18 protein-coding genes and 1 pseudogene are annotated in these 21,211 nt (G+C 45.1%); 10 read left to right on the plus strand and 9 right to left on the minus strand.

Translation table 11 applies throughout. The annotated features are described in order from the left end of the window. Nucleotides 1-62: 62 nt before the first annotated feature. Nucleotides 63-866 (plus strand): IclR family transcriptional regulator domain-containing protein, encoded by an 804-nt coding sequence (locus tag LOR49_RS14600; protein ID WP_240377562.1) that lies wholly within the window; start codon nucleotides 63-65, stop codon nucleotides 864-866. 37 nt (nucleotides 867-903) lie between these two features. Here the strand turns inward: LOR49_RS14600 and LOR49_RS14605 are convergent, their stop codons facing one another. The 8 genes from LOR49_RS14605 to LOR49_RS17670 all read right to left on the minus strand — a co-directional run bounded on the left by LOR49_RS14605 (nucleotide 904) and on the right by LOR49_RS17670 (nucleotide 10,321). Next, on the minus strand, nucleotides 904-1,689 hold the full coding sequence (locus LOR49_RS14605; protein WP_240377563.1) for a dioxygenase family protein: 786 nt from the start codon (nucleotides 1,687-1,689) through the stop codon (nucleotides 904-906). Between the two features lie 20 nt (nucleotides 1,690-1,709). Then, nucleotides 1,710-2,267: an FAD synthetase gene (locus LOR49_RS14610; protein ID WP_240377565.1), complete on the minus strand. Its 558-nt coding sequence runs from the start codon at nucleotides 2,265-2,267 to the stop codon at nucleotides 1,710-1,712. Between the two features lie 32 nt (nucleotides 2,268-2,299). Next, nucleotides 2,300-3,844 carry a 4-hydroxyphenylacetate 3-hydroxylase family protein gene (locus LOR49_RS14615; protein WP_240377567.1) on the minus strand — a complete coding sequence of 515 codons (1,545 nt, stop codon included), beginning with the start codon at nucleotides 3,842-3,844 and terminating at the stop codon, nucleotides 2,300-2,302. 510 nt (nucleotides 3,845-4,354) lie between these two features. Further along, a complete protein-coding gene (locus LOR49_RS14620; RefSeq protein WP_240377568.1) occupies nucleotides 4,355-6,169 on the minus strand; it encodes a XylR N-terminal domain-containing protein in 1,815 nt (604 codons plus the stop codon). Nucleotides 6,170-6,219: 50 nt separating this feature from the next. After that, entirely contained in the window at nucleotides 6,220-6,681 is a 462-nt protein-coding gene (locus LOR49_RS14625; RefSeq protein ID WP_240377570.1) for a flavin reductase family protein, read from the minus strand. 460 nt (nucleotides 6,682-7,141) lie between these two features. Continuing rightward, nucleotides 7,142-8,788 carry an FMN-binding glutamate synthase family protein gene (locus LOR49_RS14630; RefSeq protein WP_240377572.1) on the minus strand — a complete coding sequence of 549 codons (1,647 nt, stop codon included), beginning with the start codon at nucleotides 8,786-8,788 and terminating at the stop codon, nucleotides 7,142-7,144. Nucleotides 8,789-8,841: 53 nt separating this feature from the next. After that, nucleotides 8,842-9,315: a hypothetical protein gene (locus tag LOR49_RS14635; RefSeq protein WP_240377574.1), complete on the minus strand. Its 474-nt coding sequence runs from the start codon at nucleotides 9,313-9,315 to the stop codon at nucleotides 8,842-8,844. Between the two features lie 7 nt (nucleotides 9,316-9,322). Then, nucleotides 9,323-10,321, minus strand: a complete 999-nt coding sequence (locus LOR49_RS17670; protein WP_240377576.1) for a DUF3231 family protein — start codon at nucleotides 10,319-10,321, stop codon at nucleotides 9,323-9,325. Between the two features lie 168 nt (nucleotides 10,322-10,489). On the opposite strand from LOR49_RS17670, the gene LOR49_RS14645 reads away from it, so the two are divergent. The 3 genes and pseudogenes from LOR49_RS14645 to LOR49_RS14655 all read left to right on the plus strand — a co-directional run bounded on the left by LOR49_RS14645 (nucleotide 10,490) and on the right by LOR49_RS14655 (nucleotide 14,286). Continuing rightward, nucleotides 10,490-12,019, plus strand: a complete 1,530-nt coding sequence (locus tag LOR49_RS14645) for a spore germination protein (protein WP_240377578.1) — start codon at nucleotides 10,490-10,492, stop codon at nucleotides 12,017-12,019. 62 nt (nucleotides 12,020-12,081) lie between these two features. Beyond that, nucleotides 12,082-13,121 (plus strand): annotated as a pseudogene (locus tag LOR49_RS14650) (GerAB/ArcD/ProY family transporter). Further along, the gene (locus LOR49_RS14655; protein ID WP_240377579.1) at nucleotides 13,114-14,286 is read left to right on the plus strand and encodes a Ger(x)C family spore germination protein; all 1,173 of its coding nucleotides are present in this window, start codon (nucleotides 13,114-13,116) and stop codon (nucleotides 14,284-14,286) included. Before LOR49_RS14650 ends, LOR49_RS14655 begins: the two are co-directional and overlap by 8 nt. A 219-nt stretch (nucleotides 14,287-14,505) precedes the next feature. Here LOR49_RS14655 and LOR49_RS14660 read toward each other — a convergent pair whose 3' ends face one another. Then, a complete protein-coding gene (locus LOR49_RS14660; protein WP_240377581.1) occupies nucleotides 14,506-15,366 on the minus strand; it encodes a YihY/virulence factor BrkB family protein in 861 nt (286 codons plus the stop codon). A 245-nt stretch (nucleotides 15,367-15,611) separates the two neighbouring features. On the opposite strand from LOR49_RS14660, the gene selA reads away from it, so the two are divergent. The 6 genes from selA to LOR49_RS14695 all read left to right on the plus strand — a co-directional run bounded on the left by selA (nucleotide 15,612) and on the right by LOR49_RS14695 (nucleotide 21,029). Then, nucleotides 15,612-17,018, plus strand: coding sequence for an L-seryl-tRNA(Sec) selenium transferase (gene selA, locus LOR49_RS14665; RefSeq protein ID WP_240377583.1), 1,407 nt, complete (start codon nucleotides 15,612-15,614; stop codon nucleotides 17,016-17,018). Nucleotides 17,019-17,189: 171 nt separating this feature from the next. Next, nucleotides 17,190-18,164, plus strand: a complete 975-nt coding sequence (locus LOR49_RS14670) for a lysylphosphatidylglycerol synthase transmembrane domain-containing protein (protein ID WP_240377585.1) — start codon at nucleotides 17,190-17,192, stop codon at nucleotides 18,162-18,164. After that, a complete protein-coding gene (locus LOR49_RS17765; RefSeq protein ID WP_420830485.1) occupies nucleotides 18,142-18,879 on the plus strand; it encodes a glycine/sarcosine/betaine reductase selenoprotein B family protein in 738 nt (245 codons plus the stop codon). The genes LOR49_RS14670 and LOR49_RS17765 overlap by 23 nt, the downstream gene beginning before the upstream one ends. Before the next feature lie 26 nt (nucleotides 18,880-18,905). Further along, on the plus strand, nucleotides 18,906-19,607 hold the full coding sequence (locus LOR49_RS14685) for a YdjY domain-containing protein (protein WP_240377591.1): 702 nt from the start codon (nucleotides 18,906-18,908) through the stop codon (nucleotides 19,605-19,607). Between the two features lie 14 nt (nucleotides 19,608-19,621). After that, entirely contained in the window at nucleotides 19,622-20,785 is a 1,164-nt protein-coding gene (locus tag LOR49_RS14690; RefSeq protein ID WP_240377593.1) for a TVP38/TMEM64 family protein, read from the plus strand. 25 nt (nucleotides 20,786-20,810) lie between these two features. Then, the gene (locus LOR49_RS14695; RefSeq protein WP_240377595.1) at nucleotides 20,811-21,029 is read left to right on the plus strand and encodes a hypothetical protein; all 219 of its coding nucleotides are present in this window, start codon (nucleotides 20,811-20,813) and stop codon (nucleotides 21,027-21,029) included. Nucleotides 21,030-21,211: the final 182 nt, after the last annotated feature.

Genomic DNA, 21,211 nt, shown 5'->3' on the forward strand with positions numbered 1-21,211 from the left:
AAAATAATGTAAGACGCAAAATAACTGCATCAGCTGATGAATGATGAAAGGAGCTTTTAAAGGTGCAAAAAGAAAATAACAAGACGTCACAATCACGCGATTTTATTCAATCCCTTGAAAAAGGATTAAAGGTTATTGAAGCTTTTACAGAAGATCAGCCTTTTCTCTCTGTAACAGAAGCAGCTGCCCTTACCGGCTATAGCCGGCCCGCTGTACGCCGCATCTTGATTACCTTAAAAGAGCTTGGTTATGCAGAGGAAAAGAGGGGACGTTACGCCCTTACCGCAAAAGTGCTGTCTCTTGGATTCTCCTATATTTCTTCGCAAAATATTTGGAATATCGCGGCTCCGCATTTAGAGAAGTTCGTAAACGAGACACAAGAATCTTCTTCCATTTCAGTATTAGATGGGGGGGAGGTTGTGTATGTAGCACGCGTTCCAACGAAACGGATTATGACGATTTCATTAAATGTCGGCTCGCGCTTGCCCGCTTATGCCACGTCCATGGGTAAGCTGCTGCTTGCTTATTTGCCGGAAACAGAGAAGGAAGCGTACTTAGCAACATTAGAAGCGCAGCGTTTAACCTCCCAAACAAAAGCTGATCCGGATGTGTTACGGCAGGAATTACATGAAATAGCAAAGAAGGGATGGGCCTTTGCTGATCAAGAACTAGAAGAAGGTCTTCGCTCGATCGCTGTTCCAATCTTTGACCACGAAGATAACGTGTGCGCTGCTGTAAATAGCTCCGCTCATGCTGGCAGGGTCAGTGCCGCCTATATGGAAGAGAGGTTTCTTCCGCTTTTGCAGGAAACTGCCCAGGCAATCAGTCGAGACTTGGCGGCTTACCAACGTTCCTTTTCTATTTAAAGGGTCAGACCCCGCAAGGCCTGACCCTTTCATCTTCTTATTGATCGCGGCGCATGACAAAGTTAAGAGAGGCTTCTTTATGAGTGCCTTTGTCTTCAAACTTTGTCATGAGATCGTCGCGGACGCCGTCGGCTACATCGGTTTCGAGCCATTCGTCGCCTTCAAAAAATACTTGCGTGATCAGCGTCTCATGGCCGTCCGCTTCAAACATGAGGTGTAAGTGAGCGGGACGCATCGGATGCTGATCCATATAATCAAGAAATTCGCCGGTCGGGCCTTGATCCGGAATCGAATACGGAAGCGGTACGATCGTTTTCACTTCAAAGTCACCGTTTTCATCCGTGTAGAAATGGCCGCGTAAGTTGAATCTCGGTGCATCGGAGTCGAAAGCGGAATATTTTCCGCTCGCATCGTTCTGCCACATTTCCACGCGGGTATTTGCAAGTGGATGGCCGTCTACCGAGCTCACATTTCCTTTAAAGTAGAAAAGCTCTCCAGGTTCATCGGGACGCTGTGTAAGCTCTAGGGGTTTTCCTGGTTCTCTTTCAATCAGCGGCGAGCCTTCAATGAAATACGGTCCTAAGAGAGATGGCTGCGTACCCGGCAAGTCCGAGTACATTGCTTTCAAAACATGACTTTCAAGGAAGACGTCGGCATATAGCGGAAGCTCACCAGCGCGTCCTAAACGATCAGCCCAATTAACAAAGTTCGTATACTCTTCGTGGTTCAAGTTTGCTTCTTGTAAAAAATTCTGCATATGTTTAATAAATAGGTTGAATACTTCTTCGACACGTTCATTCTTTTTTGCTGCTTGTTGTTGCATGATAAATACCCCCCTGATTTTTAAATAAGCTCGAATATCAGTGTTTCCAAGCGATGCCGGCCGAGCAGATGGTGGACTTGTTTCCATTCTTCTTTCTGCAGCAACTCTCTTACTCTCGTAGAGGAAATGACTTCCCCGTTTTGACAAGTGACGTAAGGCTGGATCTTCACGGGGAAGTGACGAGACAGCATGCCCGTATTCCCGGTTTTTCCTTTTCCAAAATGAAAGTTAGGGCCAACGAAAATTTCTTCGGCACCAAGTTCATGCAGTTCTGTGATAAAAGCCGCTGCCGGACGGGCTGCATAGACTTCATTAAAATCAGCGACTATGACGTAATCAATACCGAGCTGTTTGATCAACTCTAGTTTGTCATCCACCGCGGTGAGCACCCTTTTCTGTTGAAAAAAAGCGCGTGGAGGAGGATTGAATGTGTAAACAACGGACGGCACACCGAGCTGGTACGCTCTTTTTACCGCTTGTTTGATCAAGGCTTGGTGTCCGCGGTGCATGCCGTCAAATACACCGATAGCAATGACCGCTCTTCTTAGGTTAAGTTCACTATTCTTATATACCTTCATATCATTCATCCTCCTCTTTACGCTATTCATCGTTAATTCTTGAAGTAGTTAACGTCATCCGGGTTGATCCATGTATCATTGACCCAGCCGTCTAAGTCATAATCAGCCATACAGCGCTCGGCAAAGTCCACGTATGCTTGTGCTTCCCCTGATTGCTGTGCAGAAGTAAGGTTTTCTAAGCGGATATTCTCGTGGTTTCCGGAATAGTTACGTTCATACAACTCATGACGACCTCCGTATTCAGTACCCACCACTTCCCAAAGTAATTTAATAAGTTTGACTTTGTCATGGGAGGTAATATCATTAGAACCGCGGTATAAGCGGTCAATCAGCGGCCTGAGTTCTGGGTTTTTAAAATCAGCGGCGCTCGATGGCTGGACAATCAGGTTACCGGCGACGACATTTTCAATAATCTCTTTAATTTTCGGCCAACCTTCTGACATAAACACACGATATGACAGTCCGTAGTTCAGGTTAGGGAGAACCGTGCTATTTCTTCCTTTATCCGGATTCATCGCCATCGCATCACTCATCGCCCAGAACATGTTCCGCCACGCGAGCACTTCGCCGACATTCGCTTGGACACCGCGGAACTGGTCAGACCCGTTCGTTTTGACAGCCTTTATAAGCAAACCGGATATGAAGTCCAATTTAACGGCGAGTCGTGTCACCCCGTGGAATGTGAAGCGATGGAGAAAGCCGCTTTCCGGGAAGAAGCTATTTGCTTTTTCCACGTCCTTGTAGATTAGAATGTTCTCCCATGGAATAAGGGCACGTTCGAAGATTAAGACAGCATCGTTTTCGTCGAAACGGCTGCTCAGTGGATAGTCAAACGGACTTCCCATCACAGCTGCCTGCATTTCATAAGACTGGCGGCAAATGAGCTTGACACCCGGTGTATCCATCGGTGCTACGAAGACGAGAGCCATATCTTCCGAACCAACTGGGACAGCTCCATAATGGGCAACAAAATTGTAGTTCGTTAACGCAGACCCAGTTGCCACCATTTTTGCACCGCTTACAATAATCCCTTCATCCGTTTCTTCTTCGGCGCGGACAAACACATCATTAACCGCTTCCATTGGTTTATTGCGGTCAACAGGCGGGTTAATAATCGCGTGATTGAAGAACCAGTTTTTTTCCTGTGCTTCCTTGTACCAGAAGCGGGCATTATCTCCATAAGGGGCGTAATAATCCGGATCCGCTCCGAGCGTTGCAAGAAAGGAGGCTTTGTAGTCAGGGGAGCGGCCCATTTGTCCGTAGGTAATTTTCGCCCATTCGGCAATGGCATTTCGAGATGCAAGCAGATCCTCCGCTGTTTTATCGAATTGGAAGAACTTTTGTGTGTATCCGCCGCTGCCTGTGTCAGTCGGTACGGTTAGAATGTCTTTTGTTTTTGCATCGTGAAGGGCGTCATACTGGCTCGCGATCGACCGGGCAGCATTTCGAAAAGCAGGATGAGTCGTTACATCTTTAACTCTTTCTCCATTAATCCATACTTCACGGTTATCTTTTAGACTTTCCAAGTATTCTTTTCCTGTTAACGGCTTTTGCGTTTTCTGCTCTTGCTTAATCATCAAAATTACCTCCTTGGATACTAATGCCAATTAAGCGCTTTCAATTGGTTAACTCTATTGTCTAATATGTTCAGAATAATTTGAACTGCAAAATAATGTTGATAATATTGATGTTTCTTTCAATTTTTGTGGTTTAGTGAATGATGAAATAGCGACTTCATAGAGGAGTAATGACGTCGCGAAAAAAGATTCGTTGAAAATATACGACCTCATACCGATCATATGGCGTTGTGAAATCGTCCGGTTGAAGAAATAGCGACGCCATCGAGAGTCTATGAAGCCTTATAAATGAGTAGTGATCGAATTGGTGGCGTCATAGAAGACGAATGATGTCGTGAAAACACCTTCGTGAGAAACATACGACGTCATAGAGGCTGACATGATAAAAAGGAAGCGCTCATAAGACCAAGAAGTGGTGAGAACCAAGACAAAAAAGTCTTATGTAAAGCGTCTACGGCAAGAGTCGCAGGCCAAAAATACAAAAAAACCAAGCAGCATGATGCTGCATGGTTAGAGTGTTACGTTTGGAGAGAAATATTGCTCATTTGCATCTACTATTTTCATAGCAAAGTGAACCTGAATGGCTAATTGATATTGAAAGCGTCCGTTACCGGTTTTCAAACCTGTATTGCAAAGTTTTTCAATACGCTCCAACCGGTAACGCAGGCCTGCAATCGAAAGGTGAAGATCATCAGCAGTCTGTTGGAGATTGCCATTATGGTCAAGATATGACTTAAGGGTGGGTAAGAAGTTCGATTGATTTGCTTGATCGTACTCTACTAATTCTCCGATTGTCTTACGATAAAAGTCAATTAATTCGCCTGGGTCGGTTCCTTTTAAAAGCATCATCACCGGTTCTAAGTCTTCATAGAGGGAGTGATGACTGGAATGAGGCTGTGTCAGTTGAATGAAATCACTGATCTTACAAGCATCTCGGTAGCTCTTACCTAATGTTTTTAAATTATCCGCTTTACGGCCAATCCCTATGTGTGCGCGCACGGAAGGAGCCTCTTTCGAGAGCTGGTCGAGGATCTCCTTCGCTATCGACTCTGCCATCGCAACATCCTCTTCGGATAAAATGATCACGACATAAGGACCTTTAGAGAATACATCTTTATCTACATAAATAGTATTCAAGATGCTTAAGACATCTCGGCGATTTGTGTGAGGATCAATCTTGATGGAAAGGATACGGTTTTCTTTGTGTGGATGGAAGTTAAACAAATGTGATAGTTTTTCAAAGGATTCCGTGTCGGGGTTCTGCAGCATTTCTTCAAAGAATTCCTCTTTCTTTCTCCAGAGGGAACGGGTGATTTTCCATTGGTGGAACATTTGAATCGTAAATACGCCTAATGCTCGTTTAATGATAAGTTGATCTTTATGGGACATTTCCTCATGGCCAATGACGACCATTCGTCCTAAATTCACGTTTTTAGCACGGATTGGAAAAGTAGTGATAACATTGTGTTTCTCGGCTGCGTAAAGGGACTCGTCGGCCCAAAGGTTATAAATCGATCGATCTTCTTCATTTAAGAAAGCGCTTTCGATTGTTTTGTTGTAGTAGTCAATGACAATGCTTTTGTTTAAAGCGTTGGCGACAAAAACAATAGTCTCCGAAAGATCCCTGTCTTCGAGAAACAAGTTAGTTAGCTGGTCTTGTATGTCATCAGATTCTGTAATGTTTTTGTTTATTTCGTGGAGCTCATGATGGGCACGATCTAATTCTGTCGCGAGCGACTCAGCTCTGTAATACCTCATATATTTTTTATGTTTTTCTTCATCCAAGTCAATTGTTTTGCCAACGAAGGAGCAGGAGGCATCGCCTTTACCGACACACTGATCCTCATATACGACAACATCTTTTCCAAACGTGCTCGTAAGGTAACCGCTTGCATAACCGATTAACATCCAGCACACTGTTTCCTGGCTGGTGCCATAATGGTTCGTGTGTTCTAACGCTTCAAACGAGTTGTACCACTTTCCAGTAAAGTAAAGGGAAGACTCATTGATCTCGATGACATTTGGTTCGACCGTCACGACACCTTCCAACGTATGAAGAGAGGGGCCGGCTTTCATTAACTCTTCCAGGCTGTCCCATTCATACATAGCAGCAATGCTTTCCCCGTCATTCATGCCCCACGACCATCCGTACCTCATCAAGAATCCCTTTGCCCGGTCCATTCCGAGCGTATTAACCAGATCTCTGCGCAGCAGGCCGAGTGCTTTGCTCGATACTAAGGCCATGCGCTCGTGATTAAACGTGATCATACCTGTTCGCGGATTGATATCAATCAGGTTATCAAACGTCAACTGATGAGCTTTCATGGTTTACCCCTTTCCTTCATAGCTTCTAAAAACGGAGAAGCTGCAGCGATTTATGTTGCTGCAACTTCAGAGAATTTCCCGCAGTAATAGAGCAGTGGGTTTCCTTCATTATACACATAGTTTTTGACCTCGCCTAGATAAAGGACATGATCACCGCCGTCGTAAGCCGCCCACGGTTTACACTCAATGTGAGCTAGCGAGCCTTTAATACGTTTTCCTAGTTCGCCTTGTTCCCATTCAAAAGGTTCCGGATCCTGTGTGCGTCCCGCAAAGTGCATGGCAGTGTCCTGTTGGTTGTCCTGCAGTACATTTACAATAAAGTTATTGTCATCAAGCACGTCTAATGCTTTCGTATTCCGATCGACCGATACTAGTACGAGCATAGGGTCAAGGGAAACGGAAGTAAAAGAATTTACAGTAAAACCATGTGTAGCTGCTCCTGTCTCACTAGTGATAACCGTAACCCCAGTCGCAAAACGCCCCATACAATTACGAAAATCTTTTGGATCCATCAGTTAATCTCTCCTTCGATTGATTTGAATAAATTGTAACAATATTTAGTTATATATTATACCGCAAAAAACCCTAGAAAAAATCAAAACTACTTGCAAAAGTGTTTTATGGCGTCATGAAATTGTCGAATGCCTGAAATAGTAGCTTCATAGCGACTGTATGAAGTCATGAAATCAGTTAGTCGCTAAAATAGCGACGTTACAGCAGTACGATGGTGTCACGAAAACAAGAATTCATATAAATAGAAGTGTCATAGCAGCCCTATGATGCTATTAAATTCTGGAATTGCAGGAATAGCGACTTCATAGTGATCGTATGAAGTCATGAAATGAAAAAACAGCCAAAATAACTACCTCATTGCTGGCATATGACGATAAAATCAGGCAGTCACTAAAATAACGTCGCCTTAGTTATTACAAAAAAAGGGCTGTGCCCGTGCTGGCCAGCCCCTCTGTTAAGCTATTTACTAATTTTATAACGCGCAACAGGCTCTTCTTCTTTCCGGGTAGATTCAAAATTTGTTTCGACAATTTCTTTATAAATATCGTCAAGAGACAAGACTTTGCCTGTTTTGGTTTTGTAGACGATGTCTTCGCGCTTAAATTGAGTTGGGGACTCTAACCCGGCAGCGGCAGCGATACGAAAGAGTCCTTTTCGCATCGTGATGACGTAATTGGCAGTGCGGTGTTTCTTTTCGTCAACGACGAGTGCTTTTTGAAGGTCAGGGTCAGTTGTAGCGACACCAACCGGACAAGAATTAGAGTGACACTTGAGTGTTTGGATACAGCCAACGGTGATCATAAAGCCGCGGGCGATGTTCACAAGGTCAGCTCCCATCGCAAGCGCAACAGCAACACGGTCTGGCGTGAACAATTTACCAGAGGCAATGATTTTAACGCGGTCGCGGACATTGTATTTGCGCAGCGCGTTGTCTACGAGGGGCAGTGCCGAGCGGATCGGAAGCCCTACCCCGTCTGCGAGCTCTTGATAGGAAGCTCCGGTGCCGCCTTCCCCTCCGTCAACGGTAATAAAGTCAGGTCCTTGCCCCGTTTCTTTCATGTTGCGGGCAACCTCTTCTGCTTCACTAGGACTGCCAACGACGACCTTCATGCCGACCGGCTTTCCGGTTTGTTCGCGGATTTTCTCGATAAACCCGAATAAGGACTTCATGTTGTTGAATTCCGGGAACCGGTTCGGGCTGTCAATCGACTTGAACGGCTCCACCATGCGGATTTTTGCAATTTCTTCGGTGACTTTTTCCGCGTCAAGGTGGCCGCCGCGCGTTTTCGCCCCTTGTGCAAGCTTGACTTCATACGCTTTCACTTGGGGGATTTTATTTTTCTTTAATAGTTCATTCCAATCAAAGTTTCCTTCCGCATCACGGACGCCGAATTTACCCGGTCCGATTTGCATAATGACATCTGTTCCGCCTTTGAGATGGTATTCAGAAAGCCCGCCTTCGCCTGTATTCATCCATGTACCTTGCGCGATGCCGAGCCCTTCCGACAGAGCGGTGATTGCCCGGTCACCGAGAGAGCCGTAGCTCATTGCTGACATTCCGATGAGCCCTCTTACTTTAAACGGATGCTTTGTTTCTGGGCCAATCACGACAGCATCCTCTTCCTTAAGTAAATAGCCGGAAGACGTGTCTTCCTCTATATGTTCCTCCCGCTGGGTAAATAGGGGATCCTTCGTTAAAATATAGCGTTTCGTTGTTACTTTTGTATCCCGGTCCATTTCTACGTCCTCGGTTAATTTCGGGAACATTGAATTACGTATATAATAACCTTCCTCTTCAAAGTCACGCTCCGATCCGAACCCAAGGACATCACGCTTGTATTTAGCTTTCTTGACAATATGTTCAAAATCCTCCCGTGAAAAAGGGCGTCCTTCGCGGTCATTGTTAAACAGATACTGCCGGAATTCCGGGCCTACTTTCTCAAGAAGGTACCGCATTCTTCCTAAGACGGGATAAATGCGGAGAACAGGATGTTGTTTTTGTCTGCGGTCTGTGACGTACAGAATAATCCCGGTAACAACGAGCACTAACAAAATAAGAATAACAACGACAGCTCCGATAATAATGAGTATGTCTGCTACGTTCATAAATCGTCATCCCCCCTAAGTATAGAAGAAGGAACGCGCTCGAGAATGGAGAATTAGTTTGGAATAAACTTTATCACTAATAGTCTGAGAGCTGTTCCAATGAGAAACCCGAGTGGCATGGAGATAAGTGGCAGCCACACAGGCCCGATCAGATATCCATTCACGGTAAAGACAGAGGAATAGACTAAAGCGATAGTCGTTAGATAAGCCGTAAACACGAATGGCAGGAAAGCAAACGGTTTATCCCCTCCTCCAGCGTCTTTATACGCGTCCCAAATCGCAAATAAATACAGACACGGGTAAAACATCAGCCATAAGAAATTCGTTTCCTGAATCGCCGCGGGTATTCTCCCTTGAAAACTAAAAATGATCACTTGGTTTAAATTCCCTTTTACATTCACGATAAACTCCAAAACGACTAAAATAAACCCTTTTATATACTTTTTTTGCAGAAGCTGGCCGAAACCGGGCAGGGCGATGCTCCACAACAGCATCTCTAATTTTCTCTCTCTCTTGTTTTTCTCCATAACACACTTAGTTCCTAAGCTCTTTGCGATCCACCATTCGCGGTGGTTCCTCCAGCCAGCCATTTTCAATCATGAGATTCGCTCCGTCTTCTGAATAAAGGCCGATTTCAGCAATGAGACGCGAGTAAAGAGCAGCGAGGTCTCGGCGGGCATTCGTCGTAATGGCCATGGAGTAATAGGAAATGCCGATTGTGATGAGACCGGTTACATGAAACGTCATTAACTTATCTGAAAAGGGAGCAGCAGTTGCTTCGGTTACCATCGTGTCAGACCTCATCGGAGTTGGCACATTGGCTTCATCAAGGACAGAGCGGAACAGTCTGACGTGCTTTTGGGCAATCTCGATACCGCGGACAATATAATCTTTTACCGCTTTAGACTTTGTGGACTGGCTGAAACCGGTCAAGGTTGCAATTCCCAGTTCATTACGCTGAATATTGCCGTGCAGATTCGATATTTCTGACGCTGTCAGTGGACGCCGCTCTCCAAACCAACCTGTCAGGAAGCTTTGTTTCTGGACAAAGTCGACCTCTTTTGAAATAGGAATGGAAGGAGCTTTTACGAACAAACCTTTTGCGACTGCTGTCGTTGTTGCTTGTTGATGAAGGGTTTGGAATGCTTGAAAGTTCTCCGCGAAAAATGCGTAGATATCAGGGCGGACCGATCGGCTGACGGCAGTAGAAGATGCAAACATACCAAAAACAGCCATCGTCCAGACGTATTGCAAGAAAAAGCTGTCTGTATACAAACGCGGTGCTTTCATATTCACATCAACGGTACCAAAACCAATCGGAACTGAAAGATTTTCTTGGATAAACTTCTCTTTTAAAGTAACTAAGTGAGAATCAAGCATATCATACGCTGACTGAGTAAGTTGGCGAATTTCCTCGTCTTCTACGTGGACAAGAAAATAAGAAAGCACGGTTAGAGATAAAGTTACCCCTTGATAAGCCTCCCATATATCCGCTATTTCTGAAGAAGTCATTTTCGTATCTTCGCTATGCACACCATCATATCCTTCCTATTGTCTAATCATAATCATTAGTCAACTGTAAGTAATGCCTATTCTGCCAATGGACCGGTGATTTTATACACTGCTACGCCGTATAAAAGCAGCCATCATTGGGAAAAAGAAGGGAGACGAGGAAACAAAAAGATTGAGGGTGATAACCGGATGAGACGCTCCTCGCTCCGTTTCAATAAAAATAAAATGCAGTCTCCCTCTCTGCCAAAAGCAATTGCGAGCGATGTAGAGACAAATATAAAAGTCGTACAAGAACGATTTGGTTCACCGATGGACTTAGTGATTAGAAGGATTACGATTGGGGCACACAATCACTTATGCTCCCTTCTCTATTTTGACGGGCTAGTTGATACGGAACTCGTGCGGCAAAATGTCATTGAGAAACTGCAACAAACCGGTAGTCACCAGCAAGCGTCGGAATCGGCTTTGGTTGTCGATTATCTATATCAGGAATGGGGAACAGTTAGCGATATAAAAAAAGTTGATACATTCGCGGATGTGTTAGAAGAGCTTCTAAATGGGCAAACGATATTCTTTATGGCTGGTATCGGGCAGGCATTGGCGGTTGATACGAAAGGCGGGGAAACGCGCTCCATTGAAGAGCCGGTATCTGAAACGCTCGTACGGGGGCCGCGGGAAGGGTTTGTCGAAAACATTGGAATCAATATCGCGTTGCTGCGCCGGTATGTAAATGACCCTAACCTGCGTTTCAAAACATATCAAGCAGGAGAACGAAGTCGAAAGAACCTCATAGTTGCCTATGTAGAAGGAGTGGTCCATCCAGACATTGTCGCCGAGGTAAACCGGCGCTTGAAAACGATGGATACCGATAATGCGCTGGAGTCAGGATATGTGGAAGGTTGGATCGAGGACAGTTTTTTATCTCCTTTTCCGCAGATAATGAATACGGAACGCCCCGATAAAACAGCAGCTGCGCTCCTGCAGGGCAAAGTCGCTATTGTATTAGATGGCACGCCTTTTGTGTTAATTGCCCCAATGACTTTGGGGAGTGTCTTTCAGTCACCGGAAGATTTCTATGAGAGGTGGACGGTCGGAACGTTACTCCGACTGATACGTTATTTTGCAGCATTTGTCTCGCTGTTCCTGCCTGGTTTATATATTGCGCTTGTCTCCTACCAGCAAGGCTTGCTGCCATCTAAAATCGCCTTCTCGATCGCGGCTTCGCGCGAAGGGGTGCCGTTCCCTGTCTTTTTTGAAGCAATGATGATGGTAGGGACGATGGAATTGCTACGAGAAGCCGGGGCACGGCTCCCGAAAACGATCGGGCAGACAATTGGGATCGTCGGTGGTCTTGTTATTGGGGAGGCGGCGGTGCAAGCGGGAATAGTCAGTCCGATTATGGTAATTGTTACCGCATTAACGGCTCTTGGCACCTTCTCGATTCCTACTTTTAGTGTAGCGATCTCATTTCGGCTTCTTCGATTTGCCATTATGTTTGCGGCTTCATTTATGGGATTGTACGGTGTCATACTCGCCTATATTATGATTAACATTCATATTGTCAATTTGAAGACGTTCGGCATACCGTATGCCACTCCATTTGCGCCAACAATTATGAGGGACTGGAATGACCTCGTACTCCGTGCCCCCCACACGATGATGATGAGACGGCCTAAGTATTTACAGTCCAAGGACAGCAGGAGAGGAGAAAAAACATGAAATCCTTTCAATACGGTGACGAAAAAATTAGAGATGTGGAGATTCTTATTGCCGCGCCTTCGATGGCGGTAGGTGTCGGAATCCTGCTCTTACCAAAACAAATAGCAGTGTCCACGATGGCAGCAGACGGCTGGATTTCCATCGTTCTTGCCGGAATGACAGTGATGCTGGTTACTTGGATGATTACAAAAACCGCTTCCCGTTTTCCACGCCAGCACTTCCTCACGTATGCTGCGTCTCTTGTTTCAAAGCCGGTGGCGATAGTATTTACATTTGTTTTTTCTGTTATTTCCCTGCTTGTCACGGCTTATGTCGTCCGGCGGATAACGGACATCGCGGAACAGTATTTATTCGACCGTACTCCGATGGAAGCGGTGGCGTTAACTTTCTTGCTCGTCGTCGTGTATGCGGTGGCTGGTTCACGAGCGGGGTTATTTCGATTAAACATGATGTTTTTTCCGTTTATTTGTGTCATCACACTAGTGGTTTTGGCTTTTAATATTCGTTTTATGGATGCTGGTAATCTACTGCCGGTGTTTCAAACGGATGTCACTGGTTATTTGAAGGGCATCCGAGACAGCTGGACAGCGTTTGCCGGAATCGGTATGTTTTTCTTTTACATCATGCTTGTAGAAAGACCACAGAAAACGCCGGCATTTGCTGCTATCGGTATGGGGATCGCAATTTTTTTTATGTGCTGTTATTTTTAGCTTGTCTGGCGGTCTTTGGCCATGATGTTACTGCAAACTTAATATACCCCACTGTCGAATTGGCAAAAAGAGCTGAAATAACCGGTGGTCTGTTAGAGCGTATTGAATCTATCTATTTTGTTATCTGGTCGATGGCGATATTTAATACAGCTTCAATGTCATTCGATGTATCGGTGCTTGCCCTGCACTCGTTGTTTAAAAAAGCGAAGAAAATTAACATTATATTCATTTTAACACCGCTCATTTTATACATTAGTTTATTGTTTAATACTTTTGAACAAGTATCGAATTTTGGATCCATTTTATTTTATTGTGCTGCTATCTTTACCACCTCGGTAACAGTATTGTTGTTTATCCTTTCTACAAAGAAAGGTGTGGAACAATATGAATAACCATAAATGTATGTTACTTATGCTCTGTTTTGCTACCGTTTTCCTATTGACTGGATGCTGGGATCAAGTGTCCATTGAGGATCGGGGATTTGTCGTCGCCACAGCGGTTGATAGACTGGATCAAACGAAAGAAGGAAATCCTCAAATCCAACTAACAAGTCAATTTGTCATTCCCTCCGGTCTTGGTTCTCCAGCACAAGGTAGTTCCGATGCTAAGCCGTATGCGAACATTTCTGCAAGTGGCGACAGTGTATATATGGCAGATCAAAAAATGCATACGTTAACGAGCAAACTGCCTTTTCTTGAACATCTACAAGTTTTAATCGTTTCGGAAGAAGTAGCAGCGACCCCTTATTTATTTAGAAGCATTATTGATTTGTATATCCGTGAACAAGAAATGCGCCGTGGTATTAAAGTACTTATTGCCAAAGGGAGCGCTAAGGATATTCTAGATATTGATACAGCGGGTGAAAAGCTGCCAGCGAACTATTTAGACAAGATGTTGGAATCAGGAATGAAAAAAACAGGTTTCGTAGAGCCTGTCCGTATTGGGGATGTTCACGAATTTCTTATAGGTGAAGACAGCTATACGATTCCAAAAGTTTCTTTTTCTGAGAAACGACCTCTTTATGAAGGAGGAGCGGTTTATGACGGAAAACGCAATCAGTTGGTTGGTATGTTCAATCCCGAAAATATGTTAAGTCTTAACTTACTATTAGGGAAAAGCAAAGGAATGACGATTAAAGTTCCCTTTGAAGACCAATTGATGATCGTCAAGCTGTTGGATACGCGATGCACTGTCAAAATCAACCCGGAGAAAGGGATTACCCCGTCTATTAACATACATCTTGAATTGGATGGGCATATCGCGGAGATGTTTGGAACAGAAACTCATTTTGACGCCAAATCGTTAGCCGTTTTAAAAAAGGCGGCAGAAGAGAAGGTTGAAACAATGTTTCAGGAGTCGATTAGTAAAGCCCAGCATGAGCTGCAGGTTGATGTTTTTCATTTTGGTAAGATGATGGAACGTCGCCATCCTGATTGGTGGAAAAAGGTAAAGGATGACTGGGACAGCGGAGAAAGCTATTTTGCGAAGAGTACAGTCGATGTGGAAGCAGTGATGAACATCCGGTCCACAGGAAGTGGGGAAACATATCAATATTAAAAAGAGGGGAGCGAGTACCATCTGGGAGCTTTTTATTAACAGTATCACAGACATCAAACGTGTATTGGTTACTTTACTTGCTTTTCTGATTCCTTTTACCGTTTATAAGGTTAATCAAAAGCTGCACAAACTAGGCGACCCGCCGTGGAAAAAAGAAGAGCAGTGAATGAAAGAAGCACCCCCTCCGAAGTTGGAGCAGGGGTGTGCTTCCTTGGTTATTTAAGAATGCACTGGTTTTGCTTTCGCTTGTGAATAGGAGTCATGCTCGTCATGAGTACGGTGGTAAACGACGTTAATTTCGGCTCCGACCATTAAGATCAATCCGGTTAAGAAAAACCAGATCATTAAGATGATGATCCCGCCGAGACTGCCGTACGTTGCCGAGTAGCTGCCGAAGTTGCTAACGTAAAAGGAAAAACCTAGAGATATTAATTGCCAGAGGATACTAGCCGTGAGCGCCCCGGGAAGTATGTGGGTGAACGGTATTTTTTTGTTAGGGGCGAGGTGATACAAAAGTAGAAGCAGCCCTGTTAACACGACAATACTGATAACCCAGCGCAACACTTGCATAACGGTCAAAAGAGGTTCTGCTAAATTAAATATGCTTTCCGCCGCGTTTAAGAGGACATTCCCGAATACAGGCAGCAGCATGGCGACCGCAAGGGATGCGATAAGTCCTAGAGTTAAGCCAAGGGCAAGGAGACGGACCATAATGAAAGAGCGTGTTTCATCGATTTCATAAGCGTCATTGGCTGCCTTAATAAACGCGTTAATACCGTTCGAAGCTGTCCATAACGCACCAATAATCCCAATTGTAAGCAGGCCGCCCTGCGGAGTATTCACAAGGCTGACAATGTTTTCTTCCAGTATCGAGGCTATTTCGCTTGGCAAGTTGTTATGAATAAAAGCGACAGCATCACTCGGTTTTATATGGAGATAAGGAACGATCGCAAACATCACGACTAGTAATGGAATAATTGACAGCAGGTAGTAATAGGCTTGTGCCGCTGCTAACAATGTTACATTATCTTTTTTGAATTCCGTCATAATTTCTTTAATATAAAATTTAAGCGTTGCCATCTTTTTTCCTCCTCGTATATTTAGCCCTTTTTAAAGAGTTTGTAATTCTTCTTTTTAACCTTTGTTTTTTTGAAGGCAGTCGCAGTTTACATACACTTCGCTATCCGCGGGCAAACTTGTTGCTTTTTGTCTATACCCCTAAAAGGTGCTGTCTAACGTGTTTATTTCAAAAACAGCGAGAAACGTGGTAACGTAAAGTCACTAACAAGTAGTTCGGGAAGGTAAAATAAGGGGAGGGACAGCGCATGAAGGAGTATTTACGTGAATTGCCGGCGGTACATCAACTTCAAAAAGATGCTCGCTTTTCTAGGGCGGTGGAGGAAAGTGGTGTGCCAAGAGAGAGGATGACAAAGTGGTTGCAAGAAGAGATCACGCTGTTACGCGAGGAAATCGTAAATGGAAGCGTGCCGCAAGAGGACATGAAGAAACCGCTCCTCTGTGATAAGGTCATCAGCCGCTTGCGAGCAAAAGCAACCGATTTCGCTTTATACCGAGTGAAGCGTGTGATTAACGCGACGGGGACCATTTTGCATACGAATTTAGGGCGCGCTAAATTAAGTGAGGAAGCGATTAATCAAGTAGTCCTTGCTGCCAAACATTATACGAACCTTGAATATGACGTAGAGCGCGGAGAGAGAGGGTCGCGTCATGATTTAATTGAATCAACCATCCGCGAAATAACCGGGGCAGAAGCGGCCATGGTCGTCAACAACAATGCGGCCGCGGTCTATCTCGTTCTCCGCGCACTTGCGAAGGACAAAGAAGTGATCGTCTCCCGTGGGGAATTAGTCGAAATCGGCGGCTCATTCCGCGTGTCAGCCATCATGGAAGAAAGCGGAGCGCGTCTCGTAGAAGTGGGCACGACGAATAAAACTCACCTTTCCGATTATGAGCAGGCGGTAAGTGAAGAGACAGCGCTTTTCATGAAAGTACATACGAGCAATTTTAAAACAATTGGCTTTACGGCATCGGTCAGTGCCCAGGAATTAGCGGTCCTTTCGTCGTCGTACTCGGGGACGTCTGTATATGAGGACTTGGGAAGCGGTGCCTTCTATGATTTTGCGGCTGCCGGCATTGGGGATGAACCGACCGTGGCGGGTGTCTTACAATCAGGAGTTGATATCGTCTCCTTCAGTGGTGACAAACTACTAGGTGGACCGCAAGCTGGCATTATTGCCGGTAAAAAAGAGCTCATCCAGAAGCTGAAAAAACATCAGCTTGCCCGTGTTCTCCGTGTCGATAAAATGACACTTGCTGCATTGGAAGCTACGCTGAAAGCCTTTTTGCAAGAAAAGCATGAGACGATTCCGGCGGTGCGCGACGTGTTGGCTCCAGCAGTCGCTGTGAAAGAGAAAGCGACCGCGTTTTGTTCGCTTTTAACGAAAGAGACAGAAGACTGGCAAGCGGAACTACGGGAGGATACGTCACAAATTGGCGGAGGCACGATGCCTGGTGTAGCGATTCCAACCTATACTGCTGTTTTAAAACACAAGATACTGCCCGCTCACCAAGCCGCCGGGCTTCTCCGTGCGCATTCTCCCGTAGTCGTGACGCGCCTTCAGGAAGAAAAGCTAGTCTTAGACTTTCGGACGGTGACGGAGGAGGAAATACCGTTACTTGTTCAACGTTTATTGGAAGTAACATTATCTTGATTTGACATAACTACTAGAGACGAAGCACTGGTTATTTTTTAAGCCAGTGCCTTTTTTTTGTACTTTAAAAAAATATATGATAATCTCGTTATGATTAATTGTCATATTGTTGATTACAATTTGTTATGATAGATAAACGGATCAATTCAAAGTGAGTTAGGAGTTATCGGTATGCTGGAGCAGGAATTAAAAAACAGAACGTATGTGAAAGGGAGTTATCAATGGAAACGCTGGATTCCACGGGTTGCTCGTTTACTCGTTTCAGCAGGCGCCAGCTTGTTTCTCATTCTTTACATTGATTGGGATAACTTTTTCACGTACTTAGCCGAGGCTAATCTCATTTACGCAGGCGGGGCGTTTCTGGTGGTCCACCTTTGCATATGGATCAGCGGGTGGAAATGGTATATTCTCTGTCGTGATGAGCAGGGTATTGGTTTTTTTCAATACTTAAAATGGTACTACATTGGTTTTTTCTTTAATAATTTCCTTCCGGGAAGCTTAGGTGGTGACGGAGCCAGGATTTATTATGCCAGCAAGCAAATCGGCGCTCCGAAAGCGGCAGCATCCGTTGCGGTCGAGCGTGTATTTGCCGGTATCGCCATGTTTGTTGTAATGACAGTCGGGCTTTTGTCCGTGAATAGATCCGGAAGCTTTCTCGTTGAAATCGGTCTCGTGTTTGCGCTCTGTCTCCTTGCTTACAACTTGCTGTTTAACTACCGATTCACCTTGTTTATGAAAAAACGGTTCGGAAAAAAAGTGCAGTCTTTTTATGATGTACTCGCCAATTACAAGCGCGCCAGGCTGTTGCTTGAGCTGATCTGTTTTTCATTAGCATTTCAACTAGCTTTCGTATGGGTGACCGATTTACTGTATCGATCGCTCGGGGTTTCGATTCCGTTTTTCGTGCAGCTCGGTTTTGTGTCTTTAATATCAGCGCTTACGATGATACCTGTTTCGATAAACGGAATCGGGATCAGAGAAGGAACGTATGCCTATTTATTTACGCTTGTCGGTGTAGATGAGTCGGTATCTGTTGCTGTGTCCCTTCTCTTTTTCGGACTTGTGCTCGCAGCAACGTCTGTAGGCGGTATTCTCTACTTGCTTGAAAGGGGGGAGCGCTCGCATGAGGAAAAAGTTACAACATGAAGTGTTTAAGCAAAAAGCAAAATGGATGATTCAAAAAAATGATGCGCCGATTCTGCTTTCTTACCCGGCCAAACCGATGAATGAGTGGACGGTTGCTTTTTTGACAACTGCCGGTGTGCATGTGAAGGAAGATCCCATTTTTCGTGTGGAAGAAGGGGACAGCAGCCTTCGCTACATCCCAAGAAACACGAGAAACGAAGAATTAATGGTCAGTCACACTCATTTTGATACGACGGCAGCGGATGAAGACATCAGCGCTGTGTTTCCGCTCGAGCATTTGCGGGAGCTGGCGGCGGACGGTGTCATTGGTAGCGTTACGGGCACTCATATTGGCATGATGGGATATATCCCCGATACAGAACAGCTGAAGGAAGAGGCAATCCCGCAGGTTATCGATGTCCTCACGAAGGAAAACGTCGATGTACTGCTGATGTCACCTGGCTGATATATATGCCATCAATCCGTGGGATTGATTCAGCAGGAAGTAGAAAAAGCAGGCATCGCCACGATCTCTATCACACACCTTTTAGATTTAACAAAAAAAGTCGGGGTGCCGCGTGCGCTTCATTTGCGTTTCCCGCTCGGGCGCAGTTTCGGAGACGCTCACCGCAAAGATTTGCAGAAGCAGATAGTGACCGATTTACTAGAAGCGATTCAAACGATTCGAGAACCACGTACGGTTCGGGAACTTCCCTACCGGTGGCGGAAATCGTGACACTTTTATGACAGGAGAGAGATAAGATGAAAAGCACTAAATATTTTGTTTTTGCAGCGTTTGTACTGTTATTGCTTGCAGCAGCGGGTTGTTCATCGACAACAGAAATTGATGAGGACAATTTGGATGAAGCTTATGCAACTAGTGAGGAAGAGCTTGGGGAAGATAAAGGTATTTATATCGATGAGGAAAATAATACCGTGAAGGTGTATGCAACGGTAAACGGTAAATACTTAGTAGAACCAACCCGTCATGGATTAAACTGGATAGGAGGCAAATACGGAGACCAAGCCGTGTTTAAAGGATACGCGAATCCACTTTCTTTCTACGAGGCACTAGAGACGATTGGCGGGGAACCAGCGACAGCAAAAGGAGAAAATTCCGAAGACGGTTTTAAAGAAACAGACGAGGGCAAAGTGATTCAGGGAGATCCAGTTGATGTTTCGATTACGTGGGAAGGCGCGGGGAAAGATTATGATATTAACGAAGTGATGGTAGATTCAACGGGAAAAGAAATTGCATACCGGTACGGGGGCAATTATGACAATGCCAAGGAGATGATGACCGGCTGTTTCATGTGCTTTGACAGCTGTCCGGTAGGCATAACAAGTAACGCTTCTCATCCTGTAGACACGTTTGAAGATGGGGAAGCTGAGTTCCACGGGGATGCCGATGTTCTTCCGGAAGACGGAACTCCGGTAGTACTTAGTTACACATTTGCAAAATAAGGAGTAACATTTTAATGAACAGAATGATATCGTTTGGCGTCCATTTTCTCGCGGCTTTGTTTTTCTTTTATGTAATCGGCCTTTCCCTGTCCTTGCTGCTTATCCAAAATAAGTGGCTTGATATGCGCTTTGACAGCGAGTTTCTCGTGCTTATCATGCTCGCTGCCGGGGCATGGTGTTATTTTGCGGTCCTATTTATGAATGCAAAATCGTTTCTGTACTGGCGGCGGCCCGTTTTCCTAAAAGGGGTGCTGCCAATCAGTGCAGCTATTATTCTTATTATCACGATCACGAATAAAACCTTTTTTGTTATGCCTGCATATGTAACGAGAAAGGGATTAATGATTGAATCTGTGCTGTCGCTCACCGGGATGAACATGGTGCTTGCGGCCGTGGTTGTAATCGGTGTTCTGGCCCTGCTGGGAGCACAGAAACGCCCGCTTTCCTTTGCGAAAGGAGCTCCGATGGAGTGGCAGGCATTCAGCAAATTTTCCCGATACGGCATGACTGCTTTCTTCATTGTGACGGCACTATTACTGTTTATCTACCTAGGGCAAGGAGAGATTCAAGCAAGTGCGAACCGAGCTGCCGCAGTCTTAATGGAAGCAGATGTGGAAGCATTTCGTGATTACTTGCTGTCGTTCGGGCCGCTTGCTGCTCTCGTTTCCGGATTGTTGATGGTTTTTCAATCCGTAATTGCCCCGCTGCCGGCGTTTGTCATTACGTTTGCAAATGGACTCTTGTTCGGCTGGGTATGGGGAGCAGTCCTTTCATGGTCGAGCGCGATGGTTGGTGCGTCCATCTGTTATTTCATCGCAAAGTTTTTCGGCCGCCCGGTTGTTGAAAAACTGATCAGTAAACGAGCACTTCTTTGGTGGGATGGTTTTTTTGAAAAATACGGAAAGCATTCGATTTTTATCACCAGGCTGGTCCCGATTGTCTCTTTTGACCTCGTCAGTTATGCCGCAGGGGTAACGGCAATATCGTTCCGGCACTTCTTCTGGGCGACCGGTCTTGGCCAACTGCCGGCAACACTGTTGTATTCGTACCTCGGTGAGACCGCTTCCGGAAGTGTGAAGATTCTATTTTTTGTTTTCACCGTTGTTATTGCAATCGCGGTGCTCGGCAGTTTACTAGGACCGAAACTGATGGGAATGAAAAAAGCGAAGGCAAAATAAAGGAAGGAAATAAAGGAGCACACCGATGCATGTACACCGAAAAACAGGAGCACTCCTCCAGCGCGTGTTGTGGCACATCCGCTGGGGGTTGCTTCTTATTTTAATGTTGATTAGTATCGTGTTTTTATCGAGCGATTGGGGAATGAATCCTTTTCTCGGTATCCAAGCGGCTGGCTGGGCGTTGTACTTTTTCCTTGGCCAGTGGGAAAGTTACTTTGAATGCCAATCTAATTGTAAATTATGAGACGAGAGCGCCATAGGGTTTCCTATGACGCTCTGAAATCAAGTAAATCGGGGAAAAACAACGTCATAGAGGCCGGATGACGCCGTGAAATATTGAGAAGAACGGAATAGCGACGTCATAGGAGCCGAATGAAGTTGTGAAAACAGGCAAAGGGGAAAATAACGTCGTCATCGGAAGGCAAT

It is taken from the genome of Bacillus piscicola, from assembly GCF_022458745.1.
Taxonomy (GTDB): domain Bacteria; phylum Bacillota; class Bacilli; order Bacillales; family Marinococcaceae; genus Alteribacillus_A; species Alteribacillus_A piscicola.